This is a genomic window from Anabaena azotica SJ-1 (genome assembly GCF_047275885.1).
GTDB classification, from domain to species: domain Bacteria; phylum Cyanobacteriota; class Cyanobacteriia; order Cyanobacteriales; family Nostocaceae; genus Trichormus_B; species Trichormus_B azotica_A.
In genome coordinates this window covers 5,064,681-5,085,707 of sequence record NZ_CP178454.1, presented here as the reverse complement: position 1 = coordinate 5,085,707, position 21,027 = coordinate 5,064,681, and the positions used below count along the sequence as shown (strand labels likewise).

The following is a 21,027-nucleotide window of genomic DNA, read 5'->3' as shown; positions in this document are numbered from 1 at the left end:
TAAGCTATTAAACATTTATGTTGCATATTAAAGCAAGTAGAGGCACAAAGAATAATTCAAGGTTTTTTCCTAAAATTAAAAATATGCAAATTAAATGTCCAGTAGCTTAGTAGAAATAGTTAATGCAGCTTGAAGCACTTTAAACAAGCGAACTGACAAGTCGGTTCGCTTTGGCAAATGAAAATATGAAAGTATATATAATTTTATATAAACAAAAACTTTAATAAACATCTAAAAACTTTGAATTTCTTATTCTAGAGCTTTAATTTTTTGAAGACCTGAATTTAACTAAATTTAATTAAGATTACCTGAGATTTAAAGTCCTAAATCTAACTCAACTATTGATGTGACAAACCAAGCACAATAATCATTAGGACGAACAAAAACAAAAAAGGAATACAACAAATGTGTAATCAAGAAGAAATCATGATTCAACTCAGCGAAGTTAATAATTTTGAACAAGAGCTAGCTAACCAACTAACAGAGTCAGTAATGCAAATGCCAAATTTACAAGAATGCAGCTATTTACTAACCGCTATGAGTCTACAGTCTGATTCAGCTAATATAATTCCTTGTTCGATTGATCCTTTTGAGTTTGATACCTGTACAGGAAGTGGCAAGGGTTTACAGGATGAGTATTGTCAATAGGCAGGTGAATCAGGAGAAAAACTGTGAATTTGGCAAATATCGGTATTTTTTTAGATCATTTTTTAGAGCAATCCAGAAGTGTTGAATGTTTTATCAAGATCAAAGTGAATGTTTAATTATTCAGCAGTAATTCGTGAAGCTATTTATAACCTACCGCTAAGAGTACGCGAGACTTTTATCTTGCATTTTTATCAGGAATTATCCTATCAAGAAATTGCTCAACAGCAAAAGATATCCTATCTAATTGTTTGCGATCGCATTTCAGAAGCAAAGTCAATTTTACGAAACAAATTGAGGAAATATTTCACCGAAGACAGTTTAAAAGTAAACAAAGATGATTCTGATTGTGTTGAGGTAGAACTGTTTGAAAAGCAACCTACAGCGATTTTGATTTTGGCTCAAATTTATGAAGAAGATGATTTAGTTGTTGATCTTAACACTTTTTCATATTAACAAATACTGAACCTAAAAAATTAAACAACTGATTTTAATTTTAGTTCCAAAAAATTTATAACTAAATTTATAACTCCATATTTAATTAGGTTAAAGAGTATTTCTTTATCCTGTTTGAACAAGAATAGCTTTTATTGTATTCATCAATTGTTGAGTGTTTTATGAAGATAGAAGTTATGTTTCATAATCCAGTAGATACTAAATCATTGTTGTGCGATCGCACAGCAAGCACAGAAAATCTAAGTGCATTTTTCTGGCAATTATGGCAACAAAATCAAGATTACCTCTATCGTTGTTGTCTCAAATGGATGAACGGCAACTCTACTGATGCAGAAGAAGCTTTGAGTCGAGCGATGTTCAAAGCTTGGGAAAAATTGCAAAAATACGCAGGAGAAATTACTAATTTTAAAGCTTGGTTAACACGATTAACTCATAATTTATGTGTAGATATTCATCGAGAGCGAAATCGCGGTGCGAAGAGGGTTGAGAATATAGAAATTTACACTGCAAAAGAGGAACAAAACCCAGTTTATCATTTCTATATACCAGAAAGTGCTTTGGAGTCTGACGAAAAAAAGATTGTAATTCGTAATGCAATTTTTAACTTACCAATCAGACTACGCGAGACTTTTATTCTGCATTTTTATCATGAATTATCTTATCAAGATATTGCTGAACAGCAAAATATATCCTACCAGAATGTCTGCAAGCGTGTTTCCCAAGCCAGGGCAATTTTACGAGACGAATTGAGGGGATATTTTATTGAACAAAATTAGAATTAAACCGAAATAACGGTTGGTGGGTTGATGCAACACCGATGGGTATGGCAATTCTATTACAAAGAAGGCAGGAGGCAGAAGGAATACTTGCCTGTTCTCTGCCGCGACCAAAGGGAGCAAGAGTTTAAGACCCCCATCAATTGAAAATTTGGTGGCTCTTGTGAATGAGTGGTCGGAATCCCCTTCTAAACAAAACCTTCTGCCCTCTGCCTCCTGCCTTCTTCAATCCTGACTCCTGACTCCTGACTCCTGAATTCTGCTGTAATTCTGAAATTCATCTAAACCTCCAGGAGACCCCCACCAAAACTGTACTCAGTTTGGTGATGGGAGGAATGGAGGGTTAATTGTGAAACGTCCCTTGAGTAATTTTGTGCGCCAGCAAAAACAATGAGAGAGACAGTTGAGCAATTAACAAATCTGTTATTTTCCATATTCGTAACCGTCCTTTTTGTGAATTGATTTACAGTATTTGTAAGAGATACCTTGAATCAGTCCAGACACTGTTGAGATATTGAAACTACCGCTAGTCCTCACCGCTACTCGTCCGATATATGCCCCAATCTTTGTACCTTTTGTGACAACAGCTTTAACAATGTCTCCGGTTTGAAAACCATTAACAAATTTGAACCTGGGGACATATCTAGAAGGAAAACCGTATTTGTCAGTTCTGCAAGATTGTCTAGTGCCGTGACCGTTAGCTGTAATTAACAATGGTTTAACACCTTTGATATTGAGAATTGGAGTTAATTGACCAACACAAGCTGCATCAATCCAGTGCGTTTTCTCTAGTTTCTGTTGACTTCTATTGAATTTTGTTAGCCCTCCTGAACCAGTTTCTACAGGTAATCCAGTCGCTTTTAAAACTTTTAGTAATGCCAATCGAGTTGTGTTGACGGAGGCCGCATCAGCTAATGGTCTTTTGGCTTGCTTCAGGATTTTTTCTAACCTTGATGGGTCTTTTTTGAGGAAATCTTTGATATCTTTTGTTCCCTTCTTGGTATTACATTTCTCGCAACTTAAAGTGAGATTTGTAATTGAATCACTACCACCTTTGGCTCGTGGATGAATATGCTCTACTTGAAAAGGAACGTCTTTCACTCCACAGTAGGCACATTGTCTATCCCACTTTTCTAGTAAGTATTCTCTGGTTTCGTAACCAGCTAAAGTTCCTTGTTGATATTCCCTACCTTGAAGATCAGGATTAGCCATTAACTGCATATCAAACCGTACTAATTCTTGACTAATCGCCCCAATTGGTGCAAATTGGCGCAACTTTTTCACCCAAGTTTTGATATTCTCAATTCGACTTTGTAAGCTCGGTGCTAACCATCCCTCTGGACGTTTTCTATTCAAGAACCTTGGTTGTCTGTAACGAGTTTTTCTTGCACGTCTAGAACGTCTTAATTGTCTTCTAGAAGTTAAAGCATCTCTAATTGCAAAGCCTCTATGTTTTAATTCAGCAGCAAATACAACCTCGCCAGTTGAATCGTTAACTAATGCCATTCCCGTGAATTTTGCACCAGGATCAATCTTTAATCTCAGCAACGATACTGGGGAGTCAGGACGTGATTCTTTGAGAATAATTGTGAACGGAAACTGTCTAAATATTGCTGCTTTTTTGTTTCTTAATAGTTGTCTGGCTTGTGCCGAATGAATTGGATTTAACGGTATGAAGTTGGTATCTAAAACAAATACTTTGGACATATTGTCCCTCCTTGCGGGTAATGTTAGCTTTGACAAGGTTAGAGGTCGGTAACTATCTTAAAAGCACTGGTTTAACCCTTAAGCCTGTTTAACTTTTAAGTTCTAGAGCAGGGAACTAGCTACGCATTCCCTGGTAGGTCTTTAACTCTTACCTCTAACGTAGTTCGGTCAAGAACTGAGTCTGGTCAACTAGGCTTTTACAAGCCCTCACTTACCCGAAGGGAAGTGATGGGTGGTTGACTTACATTCACCTGATTCCTAATCACATCACCAAAATAACTACGATACAACTGGCAACGTGGCTCTACTTCATTACCTGCTAACTTCACCAAACCCATACTCTGCAACTGATAAGCTGAGATCGTTTCTAATCTTACTGGCTCAGGAGAAGAAATTACTGTTTGAAATGCTGCCATTAATTTTGTTTCTGTTTGCAAACTCAACCAATATTCTCTTAAATGATGGCTAAAAATTCCGGCATCTGTAGCAGCCTCTATTAACAATTTTTCGAGGGAGATATCAGGATAACTTTTGATATGAGAAAAAGCCTGTTCCAACAAATAAGGATGACCACCTACCAATTGCATTAAGGGATCTATTAAGAATTTGTTTTCACCTAATCCATATTGTCGAGCAAATTCCTGTACCTCCTCTCTTGTTAGTTCTGGCAGTTCAATGGGTAATCCCACATTAAAAGGAGATTGATTAATATTTAGGCGTATATAAACATCGGTGGAATGAGCGATCGCTAATCGTAACTTTTTCCAATTTGGACGGCTTCTGGCTTTCTCATACCAAGAACGCAACAAGCCAAAAAAATCTTCATAAACTTCAGGGTATGGGAAAAGCGCATCTACATCATCTAAGTATAGAACCAGCGGATTGTCCTTGGCAGTCAAGAGGTATTCTTCTAAATAAGTTGTGCAACTTACCTTCGCACCCATACCTTCTTCATCCCAATATTCATCTAACTGATTGCTTAACTTGAGTTCTCGGCTAAGATTGATGCAGAACCAACGTAAAAATTTATTGAGATTGGTAAGATGCGTTTTTCGATCCGCCATCTTTAAACTTAAACTAACTGTACGATAGTCCTGTTTGCTCACTTTAGCCAATACCCGTTCCATGAGCGAGGTTTTACCCATTAATTTAGGTGCTTTGACCCGAATCAGTGAACCAGGCTGCAACAGAGTTTCATAGCACAGCAATTCAATAGAAGAACGTTCTACATACAATTCAAGAGCCGAAAAGTTTTGTTTAGCTTGACTTAAATAAGTTGAAGATGGTGATTCTTTGAGGTGGCCACTGTGCTGTTTACTCTTAGCCGTTATTAATTCTGAATTTGGTAATAAATATTCAGATGTAAATTGCCGATCCCAACATTGCTTTTCCCAATGTCGTTTTAAAGCTTCCTTAAAATTACTTTTTCTGACTTTTTCTCCTAAAGCATCTGTTAATAATTTCCAAAGTTTGGGAGCTATATCTTGACTAATATAACTGGTTGCGTACTGATTTTTAGCCGCAATTTGATCATATTCATATCGTTCCCATGCTCCTTTAATTACTATTATTTCAACATCAGTTAAGTTTCTATAAAACTTTGTAAAAACAGCTTGGTTAGCAACTTTAATTGCTTCATCTAAGTTAAAGTTCATAACACTCTGGTATGAAAGCTTTTATTTAGGCATATTCCTGTGATGAACTTGTAGCGCAATAAGATTTGCAAGGAGCTTTGTCCAAGCAAGGGTAAAGTTGTATTGCTCATTTGAAAAGTTTGATTATTTTGATTATTTATATACCTTGACCCTAAGAATATCATGTATGGTGCAAAATATAGCTAATTTTGCTAAGAGATTTAAAAACCTCAATTCTGTCAATCGTCCTAAGGATAGAAATTAATCTTATTAAAATTAAAAAAGCAAAAGCTCAGGAATATGGTTATAGCTTGCGTGAGGATACAAGAATTATACGCCAAGCTTTGCTATTAGGAGTTTCTGCTCCCTATTATCTGTTAATAGACGCTACCATTAATTATGACTATGTCTTTCCTAATACCATTTCATTTTAACGTTGATACATATTGCCAGCACGGTAAATGATATGTTTCAGGGTTTTCGTGAAATGGTATAAAAGATACCAGAATCAAAGCAGATGCCTACATATTTTGTGAAATCCAACTATGATTAAAAACAGCTTCATAAATCCGGTTATGGATTTTTAAATAACCCTGTTCCTTAACTAATAAACCTGATAATATAAATTCTCTTTCATCTGGGCTATCAACAGCTTTCACATTTCCATGATCTAAAACTTGTCGATAGAGTTCTAGCATTGAAGTAGCTTTCTGTTCACCTTTGAGGATGCGATCGCGAATCGTCCTTAAATGCTCTGGTTCGTCTTGACTTTCCCAGTCGTCTATAATACTGGTACGGATCAAATTCTCAATCCAGGCTTTTTCAGTTTTTTCACAAATAGAAGATGAGGAATTGCGAACCATCTGGCAAATCTTTTGAGTTAAAAAAGGCTGGCCGTTAGTCCAGAACAAAACTTCTTTCAGTACCGCTTGTGGGTTGCTAACCTTGTCTGAAAACCCATGTAGTAGAGGTTGAGCCTCGTGTAATTGGAAGCCTTGCAGTTGAATAGCCTGACCAATATTAAAAGGCGTTCGGCGATAATCTGTAATTAAATCACTAGGAGTAGCAACTCCCAATAAAACAAAGCACAATCGCTTATACTCTGGATTAATACCTCGCTGATTATAGCAAGAGCGAACTAAAGCAAAAAAGTCATTAACTGAAAAATTCAACCCTAAAAGACTATCAATTTCATCTAAAAAAATCACTATTTTAGGTGCAGGAGAATCATCCGGTAATCTAACTTCAGTTAACAAAACTTCTTCAAAAAATCTACTCAATCGCTGCACAGGAGAAAGTTCGATATTTTCTTGCCACCAAGCTTTTAAATTAACCTTACCAAACAGGTCAAAACCCTGCCACAACTCCACAGCTAATCCTTTATACCATTGATCTGGAGTAATGTTTTCACTACCAATTCGAGTCATATCAATGGCAGCACAGCAAAAATCTTTTTGTTGTAAATAGTGCATCATCCGCACCATCAAACTTGATTTACCCATTTGTCGGGTATTGAGAATATAACAAAATTCTCCACTTTTTAATGCTTTATAGAGATAACGATCAGCCGAACGCACGACATAAGTAGGAGCATCAATTGGCAAACTACCGCCAACTTGATAATTATAACTTGAGGCTTCTTCATCACTTTTTAACAGGGCATTTTCAAATTCTAATTTAGCTTGAGTTGCTTTGAGAATATCTAGAGTTTGTGATAGTTCTTGAGTACGCTCTTCCACTTTTTGTTCTAAAGTCCCGTAAAGGCGAGAATTTTCAATCGAAATAGCAGCTTGACTAGAAAGAATATTTAAAACTTCAACTCGCTCTGGTGTAAATGCTCCCGTTGTGAGATTATTTTCTAAATATAAAATACCGCTCAATTTGCCTTGATTGAGTAAGGGAGTACAGAGAATTGATTTCGGTAGAGTAGCGATAATATAAGAATCACGGGTGAATTGTCCCTCATTGGTGGCATCATTGAGAACTATATTTTCCTGGGTACGAGCAACATAATTGATGATAGCCGTTGACAGAAAGGGAGTCTGGGAAGATGCATCTAGTGAGTCTACTGGGATGGATTCTAGGATGGTAACATCATCAGAATCTATTGATCCCACCGCCTCAATCACCCAGTGATCATCAGAATGTAGAAGCAAGAAACCTTTTTGAGCGCCAGCATTCTCAATTACAATTTTCATTAACTTTGCCAGCAACTTACCCAGAACAATTTCTCCTGCTAGGACTTGAGATGCTTTAATAACTGTTGTTAAGTCGAGAAATGTTCCATCATTACCACTAGTAGAAATAGTGGGACTGAGGCTTTTAGCCTTCCCTTTAGTTGCAGTTACTATAAAATATTGTGGATATTCATCTTCTAATTGTTTAATTTTGGCTTTAGCTCCCCAAAGTGTGTAACAATGGTGTGCATTTTTCAGATATAGCTGCCCAATTTCTTCCCTACCCAGTTGCAGATAAAATTCTGCTGCTCTTTCATAAGCTAAAGCTTCTTCATGAATAAACTCAGATTTTTTAGCACCTTGGATAGCTTTTTCATATAATTCTTCTGCTTGCCAATTTTTGCCTAACACTTTTGCTTTTTCAGCCGCGACCAAATCATATTTATGCTGACAAGTTGCCGGACAATGGTTAGCCCATATCTTCATACTCTCCTGATTTTTGTCTACTTGCTCCATTAATTCTATTTGCTGGTTAATATCATAAGTATAATATTCAGCTAAGGCCGCAAGAGACAAATAAAGATTATGTTGAGGAGTTGTTAAAAAAGAACTACAAGCTTGTACATATTTTGCAGCATTAATTCCATGTTCAAAAGCTTGACGATATTTTTTAAAATAGTAAAAATAAGCTGTTTTGGCAAAATATACAAAAAATATTAACCAAGCATTATTATTATGTATCCAATTTTGTAAAATTTCTTCTTCTTCTTCTTTTGAACTACCAATAATCAAAACATCTTCATCATTATTGATTGTCAAGAAATTAATGACTAATTTATGAAATATTTCTATACAATAGATTGAATAAAAAATAGTTGTTTTTTTAATAAACTTATAATATTGTTGGTAATCCTTCTCCACCTCTTCTAAATTATATCCACCCAAGAACTTGATCCAGCAATAATCTATAGCTATATAAGAAGCAGACTCGTTTTCTCCTGTATCTATACCTGTATGAAAACTTTGCCGTAATTGGTTCTGTACAAATATATTTCTTAGAGATTCTTTCCAGTGCCAAGTTTGTCCATAATAGACCTGGATAACAAAAGCTTCCAATTTGCGAATGTTAAATTTTTCTAATATATTGAGAGCCAGTTTACCAAATTTATCTCCATTGTTAATATCTCTTTTAATACTACATAAAAGCACTCCATAAATACTATAAGTACAAGCTGCTTGAGGGGAATTCCCATATTTCAAGTAGATATCGATCTGATTTAAGATTACTTCTACTAATAAGGGAAAATTAGTAGTGCTTGAAGCGGTTATAATTTGTTGTAATATTGTTACAACTGCTATTTGCGACTCATCAGTCATCACAGGTAGATTGATTAAATCCTCAATATCTGCAATTTCTTTTTCTTGCAAAAATAATTTTATCAAGTCTAGTTTTTGGGATATTCTTGCTTCTATTTTGCTAGGTTCTGGTAAGATATTAATCCCAAATTCTCCTAATGTTTGCAGAGCAGTATCTATTGCTTGATTTGGTTGAAATGTTGTATAATAGTATAATATTTTTAATTGTTGAACTTTAGATTTATCTAAACTAGATTTTGCTTGTTTTATAACCTGTTCAGCAAATTCTTCAAATTGGATAAATTTAGTATTTAAGCAAAGCAATTCTAATATTTCTATATGAAATTCAAACGTCAATGTGTACTGTTCATTCCAGCTATTAGATGATAGAAGTTTTACTCCTGTTTCTAAATATTTAAGCGCAGGTTCATAAGCCGTGGATGCCTTAGACTTTTTACCCGCTTGAAGATTCAATTTTGCTAATTCATATTTTTCTAATTGTTCAGTAATTAATTCTGCTCCTTCATTCAGTTGATTGACAATATTAAAAATATTTTCATCTAATTCCTCTGCTTGAGAATTTTTCCACAACAGACGGCCTATTTGCAAATGAACAGATTTTTTTTCTTCTTCTAAAATGAGACTATAAGCAGCTTGTTGAACTCGGTCATGTAAAAATTTATAGGGAATGGAGACAGCAGTTTGAGGCATGAAATCCAAGGAACTTTCTGAAGTATTACTTGATATTTCTTCCTGACTCCATAACAGAGGTAGTTTATAGTTATTATTTAAGGGAATGATTAAGCCTTCCTGAAGTGCTGGTTGTAGTTCTTGAGCAGTGACAATCGGGGATTTTCTATTAACAATTGACAGAATTTCTAAGTTAAACTCATTTCCTATACAAGCAGCTAATTTTAAAATATTTTGTGTATTTTTATCTAGTTTTTCAATCTTTCTGACCATTAAATCAACTACATTATCAGTTATTCCTACTCGTTGTATTTGCTCAATATCCCAATGCCAAAAACCTCTGTTATTTTCTCTTTGATTAAGGGGAAATTGAGTGATGGTAAATACTAATAATTTCTCTTGATATAATATTTTTAATAATTGAGTAATAAAGAAAGAATTACCGACAGTTTTTTTAGTTACTAACTCTGCTAAAGATTGTACCTCTTCGCTGGAACAATTTAGGGTATCAGCCATTAATTGTTTAACATCACTAATTCCCAAAGGTTGAAGAATGATTTGATTAACTGTAACTTCAACTTTTCTAATTTGCTCTAATGTTTGTATTAAAGGATGGGTAGGGCTGACTTCATTATCTCGGTATGCTCCTATAATCAATAAATATTGGCTATCAACATTGGTAATTAATTTCTCAATTAAATTCAAAGATGGCAAATCTGCCCATTGTAAGTCATCCAGAAAGATAGCTAAAGGATGTTCTTTTTGACTAAAAATTTGAATAAATCTGGCAAAGAATAAGTTAAACCGATTTTGTGATTCAGTTGCTCCTATTTGCTCAACAGGTGACTGTTTACCGATAATTTTTTCCAAGTCGGGAATTAGATCAATAATTATTTGACCATTATTTCCTAAAGCTTTTAATATTTTCTCTTTCCAAATTTTTAGGGTTATTTCCGGTTCACTCAAAAGTTGACGGATTAAACCTTGGAAAGCTTGGGTGATTGCTGCGTAAGGAATATCTCTCTGTAACTGGTCAAATTTGCCATTAATAAAGTATCCTCGTTGCTGTGTAATGGGTTTATGGATTTCATTGACTAAGGCAGATTTACCAATGCCTGAATAACCGGAAACGAGTATTATTTCAGTATTACCTTGACTAACTCGCTCAAAAGTAGTTAATAGTTGAGTAATTTCTTTCTCTCGACCATAGAGTTTTTGAGGAATATGAAACTTATCAGCAACATCTTGACTCCCTAAAGAAAATGGAGCAATTTTTCCTATAGTCTTTAATTGCTGAAGACAGGTTTCTAAATCTGCTTTAATTCCCCAAGCACTTTGGTACCTTTCTTCTGGGATTTTAGCTAATAATTTTATAACTATATTTGATACTGTTAAAGGAAGAGAGGAAATTACTTCATCAGGTCTTTTGGGATTTTGAGCGAGATGACAATGTACTAGTTCTATTGGGTCATTCGTTTCAAAGGGGAGTTGATAGGTCAACATTTCATATAAGGTTACGCCCAGGGAATAAAAATCACTACGGTAATCTATCCCCCGATTCATTCTACCGCTTTGTTCTGGGGCAATATATGCTAATGTTCCTTCCAATTGATTAATATTACAAATTGTCTGATTGTCTTGAGATAGACGGCTAGAAATTCCAAAGTCAATTATTTTCAGTTGTTTAGTTTCGGGATTATAGACAATATTGGCAGGGTTAATATCTTTGTGAATAATATTAGCATTATGAATATCTCCTAAACTTTCAGTAATTTTAATAGCAATTGTCAGAGATTCTTCTAAGCTAAATTGATGTTTGGACATTAACAATTTTAAAGATTGACCACCAAAATCTTCTAAAAGTATGACTAAACTATTTTTATATCTTTGTAGATTATATGCTTTAATAACTCCCTGAACATTTAGGGAATGAATAATTTCATATTCTTGCTTATATCTGAACAGTTCATCAGCGTTAGGATAGTCATCTTTGAGAATTTTGAGAATAACAGGTTGATGATCTGGTTTGATGGTAGCTTTATAGACTAATGAGTTATCACTTTCATAAATTTTGACTAAAATCTCGTATTCAGTATTAGAACTCATAATTAATTGGCTGATATGTAGATAAAGTTAATAAAATGTAGATTAGCCCTCTTCCATCAGTCTGGGCAATGCAACATCTAAAACATTTATTGGTAAATTATTTATGGCTTTATTAGTAACAATTTATTGAAAATTTTTTGTTAGTAATAAAATGTTAAAACCCTTGCTGTAGTAATATCTTTGGAAGTTAGAGAATGATTTTTTGATTACCAGTTTCACGGAAGAGGGATATGAAGCTTATAGAGTAGTATGTTTTTTAGCTGATTTCATCGCATCCTTCAAAAATGATCACGTTAAGAGTAAAAGATAAATACAGCTTAATTCATGATTCTATTCCATAAAAGCGAACAGAATTATCCCAAAGGATCTTTTTCATAACTTCTGTAGATAGCTGTTCCTCTAATGCCACTGCTTTTTTAACAACATTGGGATCATAATCCAAATGGGGATAGTCAGAACCAAAAATTAAGTTATCTTCACCAATACAAGAAATAACTTGAGAAATATTCGGTTCAGACGGTTCTATTTCAATAAAACACTGGCGACGAAAATATTCAGAAGGTTTCATTTTTACATTATCTTTAACCTCCCAGTACAGTTCTTCATACTCTTGATCTAGCCGCCATAACCAATAGGGTAGCCAGCCACAACCAGACTCTAGAAAAGCTACTCTTAGCTGAGGGTGACGTTCTAATACTTCACCTTCAATTAATGCTAAGAGTGCCATCATTTGTTCCATAGGATGCGAACAGGCGTGCATAGAAAAATGTGTATCAAACCGATCTGCTCCAGTTGTTGGTAAGCGGCTATGAGCTAGGTTTTATAAATATTTCTACTTAACTAATCCCTGTTATTCTAGCAACAACTTAGAGGTATGTAGGGGTATGGAGACAAGAAATATTTGACATCTACTAAAAATTCTCCATTTTCTTTACTATAAAATGGAAGTTCTCCTTCTTCATCGTCAGCATCAGCCCATTTTTTAATCTCATTCAAAGATAGATTTCTTTCGGAAGGTATGGGAGGATAAGGAATAACAGCTTGAAAAGCAATAGAAGATTTTTCTGGACTGAGTTGTAATTCTTTGATCTCACCTTTAAAGGTATTCCATTCTACTTCTAGTCCATATCTATTAACTATTTCTCCTGTGCTTAAAATGGGTTGAGAAATTTGGTGATAGTATGTTTCTTTATCCTGTTTAATTTCACGATATGCTTGTCCTGCCATTAAAAGGCTCAATGCAATTCCCTGCCAAGCTTTACTACTGGGTAAAATCATAAATCTGGCTTTTTCACTAGATTTAGTTTTACTTTGTAGTGGATAATAGATGTCAAGATTTTCTGGTTCAAGATCAGAGGGAGGATAGGCCTGATCCACAAAGAAAATCTCTCTGGCTATGAGATTATTTAACACTTCTGCATCAATTTCATCCCAGTCACCATTTACAAATTTATCCCAATCACCTGTTCTTTTGGCTTCTAAATAAGAGTGCCATGTTTTAGCAATTAGCTGGGATATTTTGCGGCTATGCAGTAAAGTCCGAGTTGACTCATAAAAATTATTAACTTCGCGAATGATCTGTTCTCTTGAAGTAGTGTTTGAGAATAATGCATCCAAAAAACCTGCTGCTAAAACTACTCCAGGTGATGGTAAATAAGAGCCTATATTATTACTATTCTGGTTTTGGTAATAAGGTTGTAGCTTTTCTTGAGTCGTTGCATCAATCAAATAGGTCTGAAATTCTTCTCTAGATTTAGCTACTATTGTCGTTTTGATATATTGTCCTTCTGTTCTCTTTTCAGGGGGAGTCACTAAGAGAATTTGGTAATATGTATCAGTATCGTTCCACTGTTGTGGACGCATTGCATCTTTTCCAGATCCTACCAGCATCGTCTCCATATAGCCGATATCTGAATTTGTGAGTGGCTGTGGAGGATGAGAGGACAATTCTTGTTCATTCATGATAATAATGCATCCTTAATTTAATGTTCAAACCAAACCGTAAAAACGGCTGGGATTATCCCAAAGGATCTTTTGTATTGTTTCTTGAGATAACTGTGTCTCAAGCTCTATAACTGTGTTCACGATGTTCGGTTTATGATCCATGTGAGGGTAATCAGAGCCGAAGATTAAGTTATCAGAACCGATATATTCGATAATTTGAGGTAAATAAGGTTCGGAAGGTTCGATACCCACAAAGCACTGACGACGGAAGTACTCTGATGGCTTTATTTTGACATGATCTTTGACTTCCCAATGTAAATTATCATACTCTTCATCCATGCGCCAGAGCCAATAGGGAAGCCAACCACAACCAGACTCTAGAAAGCCTACCCTTAGCTGAGGGTGACGTTCTAATACTCCTCCTTCAATCAATGCCAACAAGGCCATCATCTGTTCCATGGGGTGGGAACAAGCGTGGAGGGCAAAACGAGTATTAAACCGATCTGCACCTGTGGTTGGTAAGCGGCTATGGGTTCCTTCATGTATTGCTACTGCAATGTCTAACTCTTCGCAGGCTGTCCAAAATGGCTCATAGGTGCGATCGCTCAAAATTCGACCTTTGACCGGATTAGGACGCAAAACCACAGCCTTCCAACCAAAATCAGCTATACGATATAATTCTGATACCATTTGCTCTGGAGCATGAAGATTTATAGCTCCTACCCCTTTTAATCTATCTGGAGCATAGCTACAAAATTCTTCATATAACCAAGTATTGTAAGCATTGGTAAAGGCTCCCACAACTTCAGCGGGCATGGTATCAATGCCAAAGAGCCACAGTCCATAAGTTGGATAAATAAATGCTATATCAACCCCCATTTGCACCATTGCTTGAAGGTGAGATTCTGCATCATAACGATGAAAATAAGCATGGGGATGAGCCTCTATCATCCGTTGATTGCCCATTTCTCGCATTTGTGGGGATATCTTTTCCACAACGTCTTCCCCTTGAATTTTCATGTCCGCTGAGGGCGCAAAATGCTTGAATTCCGGGGCTAGATACTTAGACCATATTTGCGGAGGCTCAATTACATGGGAATCAGCATCAATAATTTTATACCCGTGCAGCATAGTTAAACCTGGTAAATTGCCAACAGTTATCAGTGTAAATTATCTTGTTTAAAACTCGGTTAAAATTTCACTCATATTGATACCTATAAAATCTTGGTTCTACGTGATATTACGCAACTAACGAATTTAAGGTCAAGCCATACTGCTACAGTATCTTTGGCTTTTTACCTCAAGAGTTGAGTTAAAATTAGGATTATTGAACATTTGCTAAATTCAGTTAAATTCAGTTAAATTCAGTTAAATTCAGGTATGGCAGATCCCAAAAATCTTCAAGTCTTGAAGACTAACTTTCTGGTCTTTTCTGATATCTAACCCAAGATCAAATTATCCCTTCTGCCTCCTGCCTCCTGCCTCCTGCCTCCTGCCTTGCCCGAAGGGCAGATAAATTACATCCACATCGGATAGGGGTTCAATTGGTCTTCACTCAGAGACTCTTTCAACCAACCCATTTTGATCGGAATCTCATAAAGCCGTCCTGTCCCTAAGCGTTTCCACATATGACGCATTCCTGGCACAATTACCTTAGCTACTCTCAGTCCAATATCAGGACGAGTCTGATCTAGAACTAGCATTTCCAAACCATTTTGCTCAACGATTTTTTGACAAAGCTGAATATCTTCGAGAAGATCATCACTAGCTAATTGGAGATAATCTGCACAGACTTTCGGGACACTCTGATGATCTGGAAGCAGATAAGGTTGATTTGCTACAGTCGCAGATTTCCACCATTCTATTGCTAGGGGGTCAGCAGATGGGGGATATTGGGTAGTACCATCCGCTTGAGCCGATAAAACGTTAGGTAGAATTTGGTTAACTTCAGTTAAAGCTCGACTAATGGCAATCTGAGGGTCAAAATGGGTTCCATAGCCCAAAATAATATCTTCTATTTCTTGATCTTTTCGGCGACTAATAGCAGCGAAAGTAGGAATATTGAGGTCACTAGTAATATCTAATACCCACAATTCTCTGTTAAGGGCTTGGTAATATTTCTTCAGTTCCTGGAAATAAGGCTGATCAAAACTGTCTAAATCTACTTGAGGTTTTTGTAAATGATTATACCACCACAATGCTACACAATCACGCTCAACTAATTCCATAAATCCTTGGAGAATCGCTTCTTCAAGGGTATTACCCGTAGCGCATCCATTGGAATCAGCCCAACAGTCTGGTTGATGAGATTGGGGATAACCATAATAGCAGTAAGCTGTTGGTAGATACTTGAATTCCTGGTGAGTTAAAGACCAAACAGGTGTCCAGTCAATTTCTCTTTCTATATCAAAGGGTTCAGGGACTTTTTGAAACCAACCATTACTCTTGGTATTCAATTGTTCCCGATTCTGATATTGCTGTTCACTGAAATTCATACAGGTATTGGGATGAATAGCTTTGTCTCCCATTTGTTGGTAACTGCTTTTGTGTCTGATTTCGTCTCCCTGAAATACCCCGGAATACCTTTCAATAGCTTCACAAAAACCACTCACCCTGGATTGAATGTCAGTCCTACCTTTTCCTGCACTCCTACCGCCAAGATTTTGGCGTAAGCTGTCTAAATCGTCAAAGATGCTGAGAAAATGATGCTTGGCTATGTAGGTATGGGTTAACCCATGACTTGGTATTTTTTGCAGTTCTCGAACAACACCTGTAATGGGACTAATATGATGTTGATATTTTCTGAAAGTTTCTTGGGGTGAACAATAACGGTGTCCTCCGTCTGCGGTGAAGTTTTTTTTCCGGTGTCCTAAAACAATTGGTAGGGGTTTGTTATTCAATTCCTTGGTCTTATCTCCACAACTGCGACATTGGGGACGCTGGACGAGGATATGATTTTGGGTTTGCAGAGTAAGGGTATCATAGGTTAATAAAGTCCCTTCTAATTGCTGATTTCCGTTTTGGACAATCCATTTAAAAATTTCTGTAGCTACCATTCCTAATGCTGTTTGCACTGTGGAAGCTAAAAATCCGAGAGGAGGAGAAATAGGGTTGAGAATATTTTTATGCTTTTGAATAAACCTTTCAACGGGTCGATTATCTCGTAAGCGGTGTGCTAGGCATTCCCAACACCCAGTTTGGTTGGGATGAAATATAGGGCCTATCCATATTTTTGTGCCAAGAGGATTGACTAACATCCAGGGAGATTGGGACTTTAAGGCTTGTTGATTAAATTCTGCTAGTTGAGGGTGTAGGTAGTCGTCAGTTAAGACTATTGTGAAATCTGCTGTGAAATCTGCTGTATCAGCTATTTGAATATGCAGGGATTTCAGGATGGTGATCAAGTTGTTGGGAGGAAGAGAACCAATTGCTTTGACGGCAATTTTGGCTGATTGTAGTCGTTGAACAGCTAGTAGGGGAGTGATATTGAGATGATGACAGAAGATGGCTAAGTGGGAGGGTAGTGAGTCATCTTGTTCTACCAAATAGCCTTTTTGTTCCATTTGAAATAAGGCATACTGGGTCTGAATGCTGAGGTTGAGCATTCTTTGGAAAAAGTCACTGGTTTCTTGATTAGGTTTTTGTTCTGCTTGTAGTTCTAGTTGAATGATGTCAAGAAGTTCGTCAACAGTATAATGGTGTTCTTTTAGTAAAGCAGCTATGCGACAAGAAAGGCGATCGCTTAAATAAGCTGTTTCTCTTTCGGATAGAAAAAATACTTGCTCTGGTTCTATAATTTCAACGGAGTAAGCAGGTTTGAAATTCGGTTTATTGAGCATAATTTTTCTTCTTTAATGAACTGATGAAAATAGTAAAAGTTCAGGAGTCAGGAGTCTTTTTATACCAAAAATAAACCCCCTACTAAAATTTAGCAGAGGGAATAACAATAGTTTTAATTAGTTGTAATTACTTAAGATTTTGGTTTCACGGTCGAAGCAACATGAAGTTCTTTCAATTGCTTCACATCCACACCAGAAGGTGCATCTGTTAACAAACAACGCGCTTGTTGTGTTTTTGGAAAAGCAATTACATCACGAATTGATTCTTCCTCTGCTAACAACATCACTAAACGATCTACACCATAAGCAATGCCACCATGGGGAGGTGTACCATATTCAAAAGCTTCTAATAAAAAGCCAAATTTGTTTTGTGCTTCTTCTGGTGATAAACCAATAGCTTCAAACACCTGTTCTTGAACTTCTCGCTTATAAATTCGCAGACTTCCACCACCAACTTCAAACCCATTAAATACTAAATCATAGGCTTGAGCGCGGGCGGTTTTTAAATCATGCAAATCATCAGGATGGGGTGCTGTAAAGGGGTGGTGTAATGCTTCCAAACGTTTTTCATCAGCATTCCATTCAAACATGGGAAATTCTGTAATCCAGAGGAAGTTAATTTTATCTGCTGGAATTAAATTAAATTCTCTAGCTACAAATTGGCGAATTCTATCTAAAGTTTTATTGACAGTACCAGCATCAGCAGCTGCAAATAATAATAAATGACCTGCTTTTGCACCTGTGCGGGTTAAGATTTCTTGCTTTTGTTCTGGTGTCAAATTATCTTTAATTGCGCCAATGGTGTCAATTTCTCCATTTTCCCTGACGCGGATATAAGCTAAACCCTTTGCACCAGCTTCTGCTGCTTCTCTGAAAATGTCTCCACCGGGTTTAATGCGAACATTAGAAATAGCATCATTACCGTTGGGAATGGGAAGAATTTTAACTATACCGCCTTTGGAAATAGCATCGTTAAAAACTTTGAAGCCAGAATCTTTTAAAACATCGGAAACATCAACTAATTCTAAACCATAGCGGGTATCAGGTTTATCACTTCCATATTTATCCATCGCTTCTTTGTAGGTGAGACGAGGAAAAGGATGGGGTAAATCAATTCCTTTAACGGTTTTGAAAATATGACAGACTAACTTTTCATTGAGTTTAATTATTTCTTCTTCAGACATGAAACTCATTTCCATATCTAATTGTGTAAACTCTGGTTGTCTGTCTGCACGTAAGTCTTCATCGCGGAAACATCGTGCAATTTGATAGTATCTATCCATTCCCGATACCATCAATATTTGCTTAAATAGTTGTGGTGACTGCGGTAAAGCAAACCATTCACCTTCGTTAACGCGACTGGGAAGAATATAATCTCGCGCACCTTCTGGGGTGGAACGGGTAAGAACCGGGGTTTCTATTTCGATGAAACCTTCTAAATCTTCCAAGTAGCGACGCATTGCTTTGACGACTTGGTGACGCAGTTGCATATTTTGCGCCATGCGTTCCCTTCGCAGGTCTAAATAACGATATTTTAACCGCAAGTCTTCCCTCACTGTTTCTGTGTCTGCGGTGGAAACCTGAAAAGGTAACTGTTTGCGAACAGCGTTGAGGAGTTCAATTTTATCGGCGTATATTTCTACTTCACCGGTAGGGATGCGGGAATTCAGGGATTCTGCGGGACGCTGGGTTACTCTACCAGTAATTTCTACAACGTATTCATTGCGTATGGCGTTGGCTTGCTCGTAGGAGTCTGGGGTGCGTTGAGGATCGCTGACGATTTGAACAATGCCTGAGCGATCGCGTAAATCTAAGAATATCACGCCCCCATGATCGCGGCGACGGTCTACCCAACCGTATAAGGTAACAGTTTCTCCAATATGCTCTTTTCGGAGTTCGCCGCAATAGTGAGTTCGCATAGTGATTAGTTCGTTTTTTCTGGGCTAGATGGGTAAATAAATGTCAAGGCTTTCCCATTATCTAGCATCAACATTCATTGTAGTTATTTTGGGTCAAGAAAAATCATCTTTTTAGGAGGCAGGAGGCAGAAGGCAGGAGTCAGGAGTCAGGAGTCAGGAGTCAGGAGGCAGGAGGCAGGAGGCAGGAGGCAGGAGGCAGGAGGCAGGAGGCAGGAGTCAGGAGTCAGGAGTCAGGAGTCAGGAGTCAGGATAAAGAAGAAATTTCTCCCCTGCTCCCCCTGCTTCCCCTGCTCCCCCTGCTTCCCCTGCTCCTTCTCTGTCACCTGTCACCTGTCACCTGTCACCTCAAACTGTCACCGCTTCCCGCACTTCTACTGGTTCACCGGTCAGGCTAAAGGGGCGAACTTCGGTAATTTTCACCTTGACTATTTGCCCTTTAAGTTCTTTGATATCACCGTTGAAGAACGTTAAACGATTTCCGCGTGTGCGTCCCATTACTTGGGTTTTATCTTTGGTGTTTTGGTCTTCTACTAGGACTTCTTCGATTCTGCCAAAGTAACGTTGCGATCGCTCTGCTGCTTTGACATTAACTAAATGATTGAGTCTTTGCAAGCGATCGCTCTTGACTTCTTCACTCAATTGATTATCCCACAAGGCCGCAGGTGTTCCCGGACGGGGTGAATAAGCAGCGGTATTCAACAAATCAAAACCAATATCATCCACCAATTTCAGGGTATTCTCAAACTGTGCCTCTGTTTCCCCAGGAAAACCCACAATAGCATCCGCACTAATTGACGCATCTGGCATATAACGACGAATAGTATCAATAATCCGCCGATATTTTTCATGGGTATAGCCCCGTGACATCGCTTTTAAAAGCTCATTATCCCCAGATTGGAAGGGAATATGGAAATGTTCGCACACCTTCGGCAACTCTGCACAGGCCTTGATTAATCTTTCTGTAAAATAACGGGGATGGCTAGTAGCAAACCTGAGCCTTTCAATCCCCGGCACATCATGAACATAATAAAGTAAATCTGTCAATGTGTGCAGGTGACGACCTTCAGGAGTTGAACCCGGTAAATCTCGTCCGTAAGCGTCAATATTTTGACCTAAAAGCGTGACTTCTTTATAACCTTGTTTTCCCAATAGTTCCATTTCCGCCCGGATAGATTCTGGTGTCCGAGATTGTTCCACACCACGCACATTGGGAACTACACAATAAGTACAACGCTCATTACAGCCATAAATCACATTTACCCAAGCCGTTACCTGACTATCCCGACGCGGTTGGGTGATATCTTCTAGAATATGCACTTCCTCAGTCGCTACCACTTGATTACCATCAAAAACCGACTCCAGCAAATCTTTGAGGCGGTTAGCGTGTTGCGGACCCATGACTAAATCTAATTCTGGCACACGCCGCAATAAAGCCTCACCTTCTTGTTGGGCAACACAACCAGCAACAACTAAAGTTAAATCAGGTTGTTCATGTTTGCGTTTTGCTTGTCTACCCAAGTAAGAATAAACTTTCTGCTCGGCATTATCCCGAATTGTACAAGTATTATAGAGAATTACATTGGCATCATTGGGATCTTCTGACCATTCAAAGCCCATTTCTTCTAATATGCCAGCCATGCGCTCTGAATCGGCTTTATTCATTTGGCAACCGAAGGTAGTAATGTGGTAGCGGCGGTTCATGGTCATGGGGAATTACGCTGAATCAGTATCATCTATTTTAAGTCCATTCACCATTCTATCGAAACTTACACCAGGAG

Annotated in this window: 11 protein-coding genes and 1 pseudogene; 3 read left to right on the top strand and 9 right to left on the bottom strand. The window is 37.3% G+C overall.

Annotated elements, in window-relative coordinates:
• The first annotated feature begins 405 nt into the window (after nt 1–405).
• From ACLLO5_RS21995 to ACLLO5_RS21985, 3 genes are all read left to right on the top strand, one after another.
• Complete coding sequence (locus ACLLO5_RS21995; protein ID WP_413172621.1) at nt 406–648, top strand: hypothetical protein; 243 nt, start codon at nt 406–408, stop codon at nt 646–648.
• Between the two features lie 108 nt (nt 649–756).
• On the top strand, nt 757–1,101 hold the full coding sequence (locus tag ACLLO5_RS21990; RefSeq protein WP_413172620.1) for a sigma factor-like helix-turn-helix DNA-binding protein: 345 nt from the start codon (nt 757–759) through the stop codon (nt 1,099–1,101).
• 161 nt (nt 1,102–1,262) lie between these two features.
• Complete coding sequence (locus tag ACLLO5_RS21985; RefSeq protein ID WP_413172619.1) at nt 1,263–1,877, top strand: RNA polymerase sigma factor; 615 nt, start codon at nt 1,263–1,265, stop codon at nt 1,875–1,877.
• Between the two features lie 423 nt (nt 1,878–2,300).
• Here ACLLO5_RS21985 and iscB read toward each other — a convergent pair whose 3' ends face one another.
• The 9 genes and pseudogenes from iscB to miaB all read right to left on the bottom strand — a co-directional run bounded on the left by iscB (nt 2,301) and on the right by miaB (nt 20,956).
• Nucleotides 2,301–3,584 carry an RNA-guided endonuclease IscB gene (gene iscB / locus ACLLO5_RS21980; RefSeq protein WP_413172618.1) on the bottom strand — a complete coding sequence of 428 codons (1,284 nt, stop codon included), beginning with the start codon at nt 3,582–3,584 and terminating at the stop codon, nt 2,301–2,303.
• 197 nt (nt 3,585–3,781) lie between these two features.
• Nucleotides 3,782–5,239: an AAA-like domain-containing protein gene (locus ACLLO5_RS21975; protein WP_413172617.1), complete on the bottom strand. Its 1,458-nt coding sequence runs from the start codon at nt 5,237–5,239 to the stop codon at nt 3,782–3,784.
• A gap of 500 nt (nt 5,240–5,739) precedes the next feature.
• Nucleotides 5,740–11,547, bottom strand: coding sequence for an AAA family ATPase (locus ACLLO5_RS21970; protein WP_413172616.1), 5,808 nt, complete (start codon nt 11,545–11,547; stop codon nt 5,740–5,742).
• Nucleotides 11,548–11,869: 322 nt separating this feature from the next.
• A pseudogene (locus ACLLO5_RS21965) lies at nt 11,870–12,316 on the bottom strand (amidohydrolase family protein); the annotation flags it as partial.
• Between the two features lie 86 nt (nt 12,317–12,402).
• Nucleotides 12,403–13,509: a hypothetical protein gene (locus ACLLO5_RS21960; protein WP_413172615.1), complete on the bottom strand. Its 1,107-nt coding sequence runs from the start codon at nt 13,507–13,509 to the stop codon at nt 12,403–12,405.
• Between the two features lie 27 nt (nt 13,510–13,536).
• The gene (locus ACLLO5_RS21955; protein ID WP_413172614.1) at nt 13,537–14,622 is read right to left on the bottom strand and encodes an amidohydrolase family protein; all 1,086 of its coding nucleotides are present in this window, start codon (nt 14,620–14,622) and stop codon (nt 13,537–13,539) included.
• Between the two features lie 386 nt (nt 14,623–15,008).
• Nucleotides 15,009–17,330 (bottom strand): TOMM precursor leader peptide-binding protein, encoded by a 2,322-nt coding sequence (locus ACLLO5_RS21950; RefSeq protein ID WP_413172613.1) that lies wholly within the window; start codon nt 17,328–17,330, stop codon nt 15,009–15,011.
• A gap of 131 nt (nt 17,331–17,461) precedes the next feature.
• The gene (gene aspS, locus ACLLO5_RS21945; RefSeq protein WP_413172612.1) at nt 17,462–19,249 is read right to left on the bottom strand and encodes an aspartate--tRNA ligase; all 1,788 of its coding nucleotides are present in this window, start codon (nt 19,247–19,249) and stop codon (nt 17,462–17,464) included.
• 345 nt (nt 19,250–19,594) lie between these two features.
• The gene (gene miaB, locus ACLLO5_RS21940) at nt 19,595–20,956 is read right to left on the bottom strand and encodes a tRNA (N6-isopentenyl adenosine(37)-C2)-methylthiotransferase MiaB (RefSeq protein ID WP_413172611.1); all 1,362 of its coding nucleotides are present in this window, start codon (nt 20,954–20,956) and stop codon (nt 19,595–19,597) included.
• Between the last annotated feature and the right edge of the window lie 71 nt (nt 20,957–21,027).

Excerpts from the sequence above, each read along its gene's own strand:
- ACLLO5_RS21995 (WP_413172621.1), top strand. The coding sequence starts at position 406 with ATGTGTAATCAAGAAGAAATCATGATTCAACTCAGCGAAGTTAATAAT.
- ACLLO5_RS21990 (WP_413172620.1), top strand. The coding sequence starts at position 757 with ATGTTTAATTATTCAGCAGTAATTCGTGAAGCTATTTATAACCTACCG.
- ACLLO5_RS21985 (WP_413172619.1), top strand. The coding sequence starts at position 1,263 with ATGAAGATAGAAGTTATGTTTCATAATCCAGTAGATACTAAATCATTG.
- iscB (WP_413172618.1), bottom strand. The coding sequence starts at position 3,584 with ATGTCCAAAGTATTTGTTTTAGATACCAACTTCATACCGTTAAATCCA.
- ACLLO5_RS21975 (WP_413172617.1), bottom strand. The coding sequence starts at position 5,239 with ATGAACTTTAACTTAGATGAAGCAATTAAAGTTGCTAACCAAGCTGTT.
- ACLLO5_RS21970 (WP_413172616.1), bottom strand. The coding sequence starts at position 11,547 with ATGAGTTCTAATACTGAATACGAGATTTTAGTCAAAATTTATGAAAGT.
- ACLLO5_RS21960 (WP_413172615.1), bottom strand. The coding sequence starts at position 13,509 with ATGAATGAACAAGAATTGTCCTCTCATCCTCCACAGCCACTCACAAAT.
- ACLLO5_RS21955 (WP_413172614.1), bottom strand. The coding sequence starts at position 14,622 with ATGCTGCACGGGTATAAAATTATTGATGCTGATTCCCATGTAATTGAG.
- ACLLO5_RS21950 (WP_413172613.1), bottom strand. The coding sequence starts at position 17,330 with ATGCTCAATAAACCGAATTTCAAACCTGCTTACTCCGTTGAAATTATA.
- aspS (WP_413172612.1), bottom strand. The coding sequence starts at position 19,249 with ATGCGAACTCACTATTGCGGCGAACTCCGAAAAGAGCATATTGGAGAA.
- miaB (WP_413172611.1), bottom strand. The coding sequence starts at position 20,956 with ATGACCATGAACCGCCGCTACCACATTACTACCTTCGGTTGCCAAATG.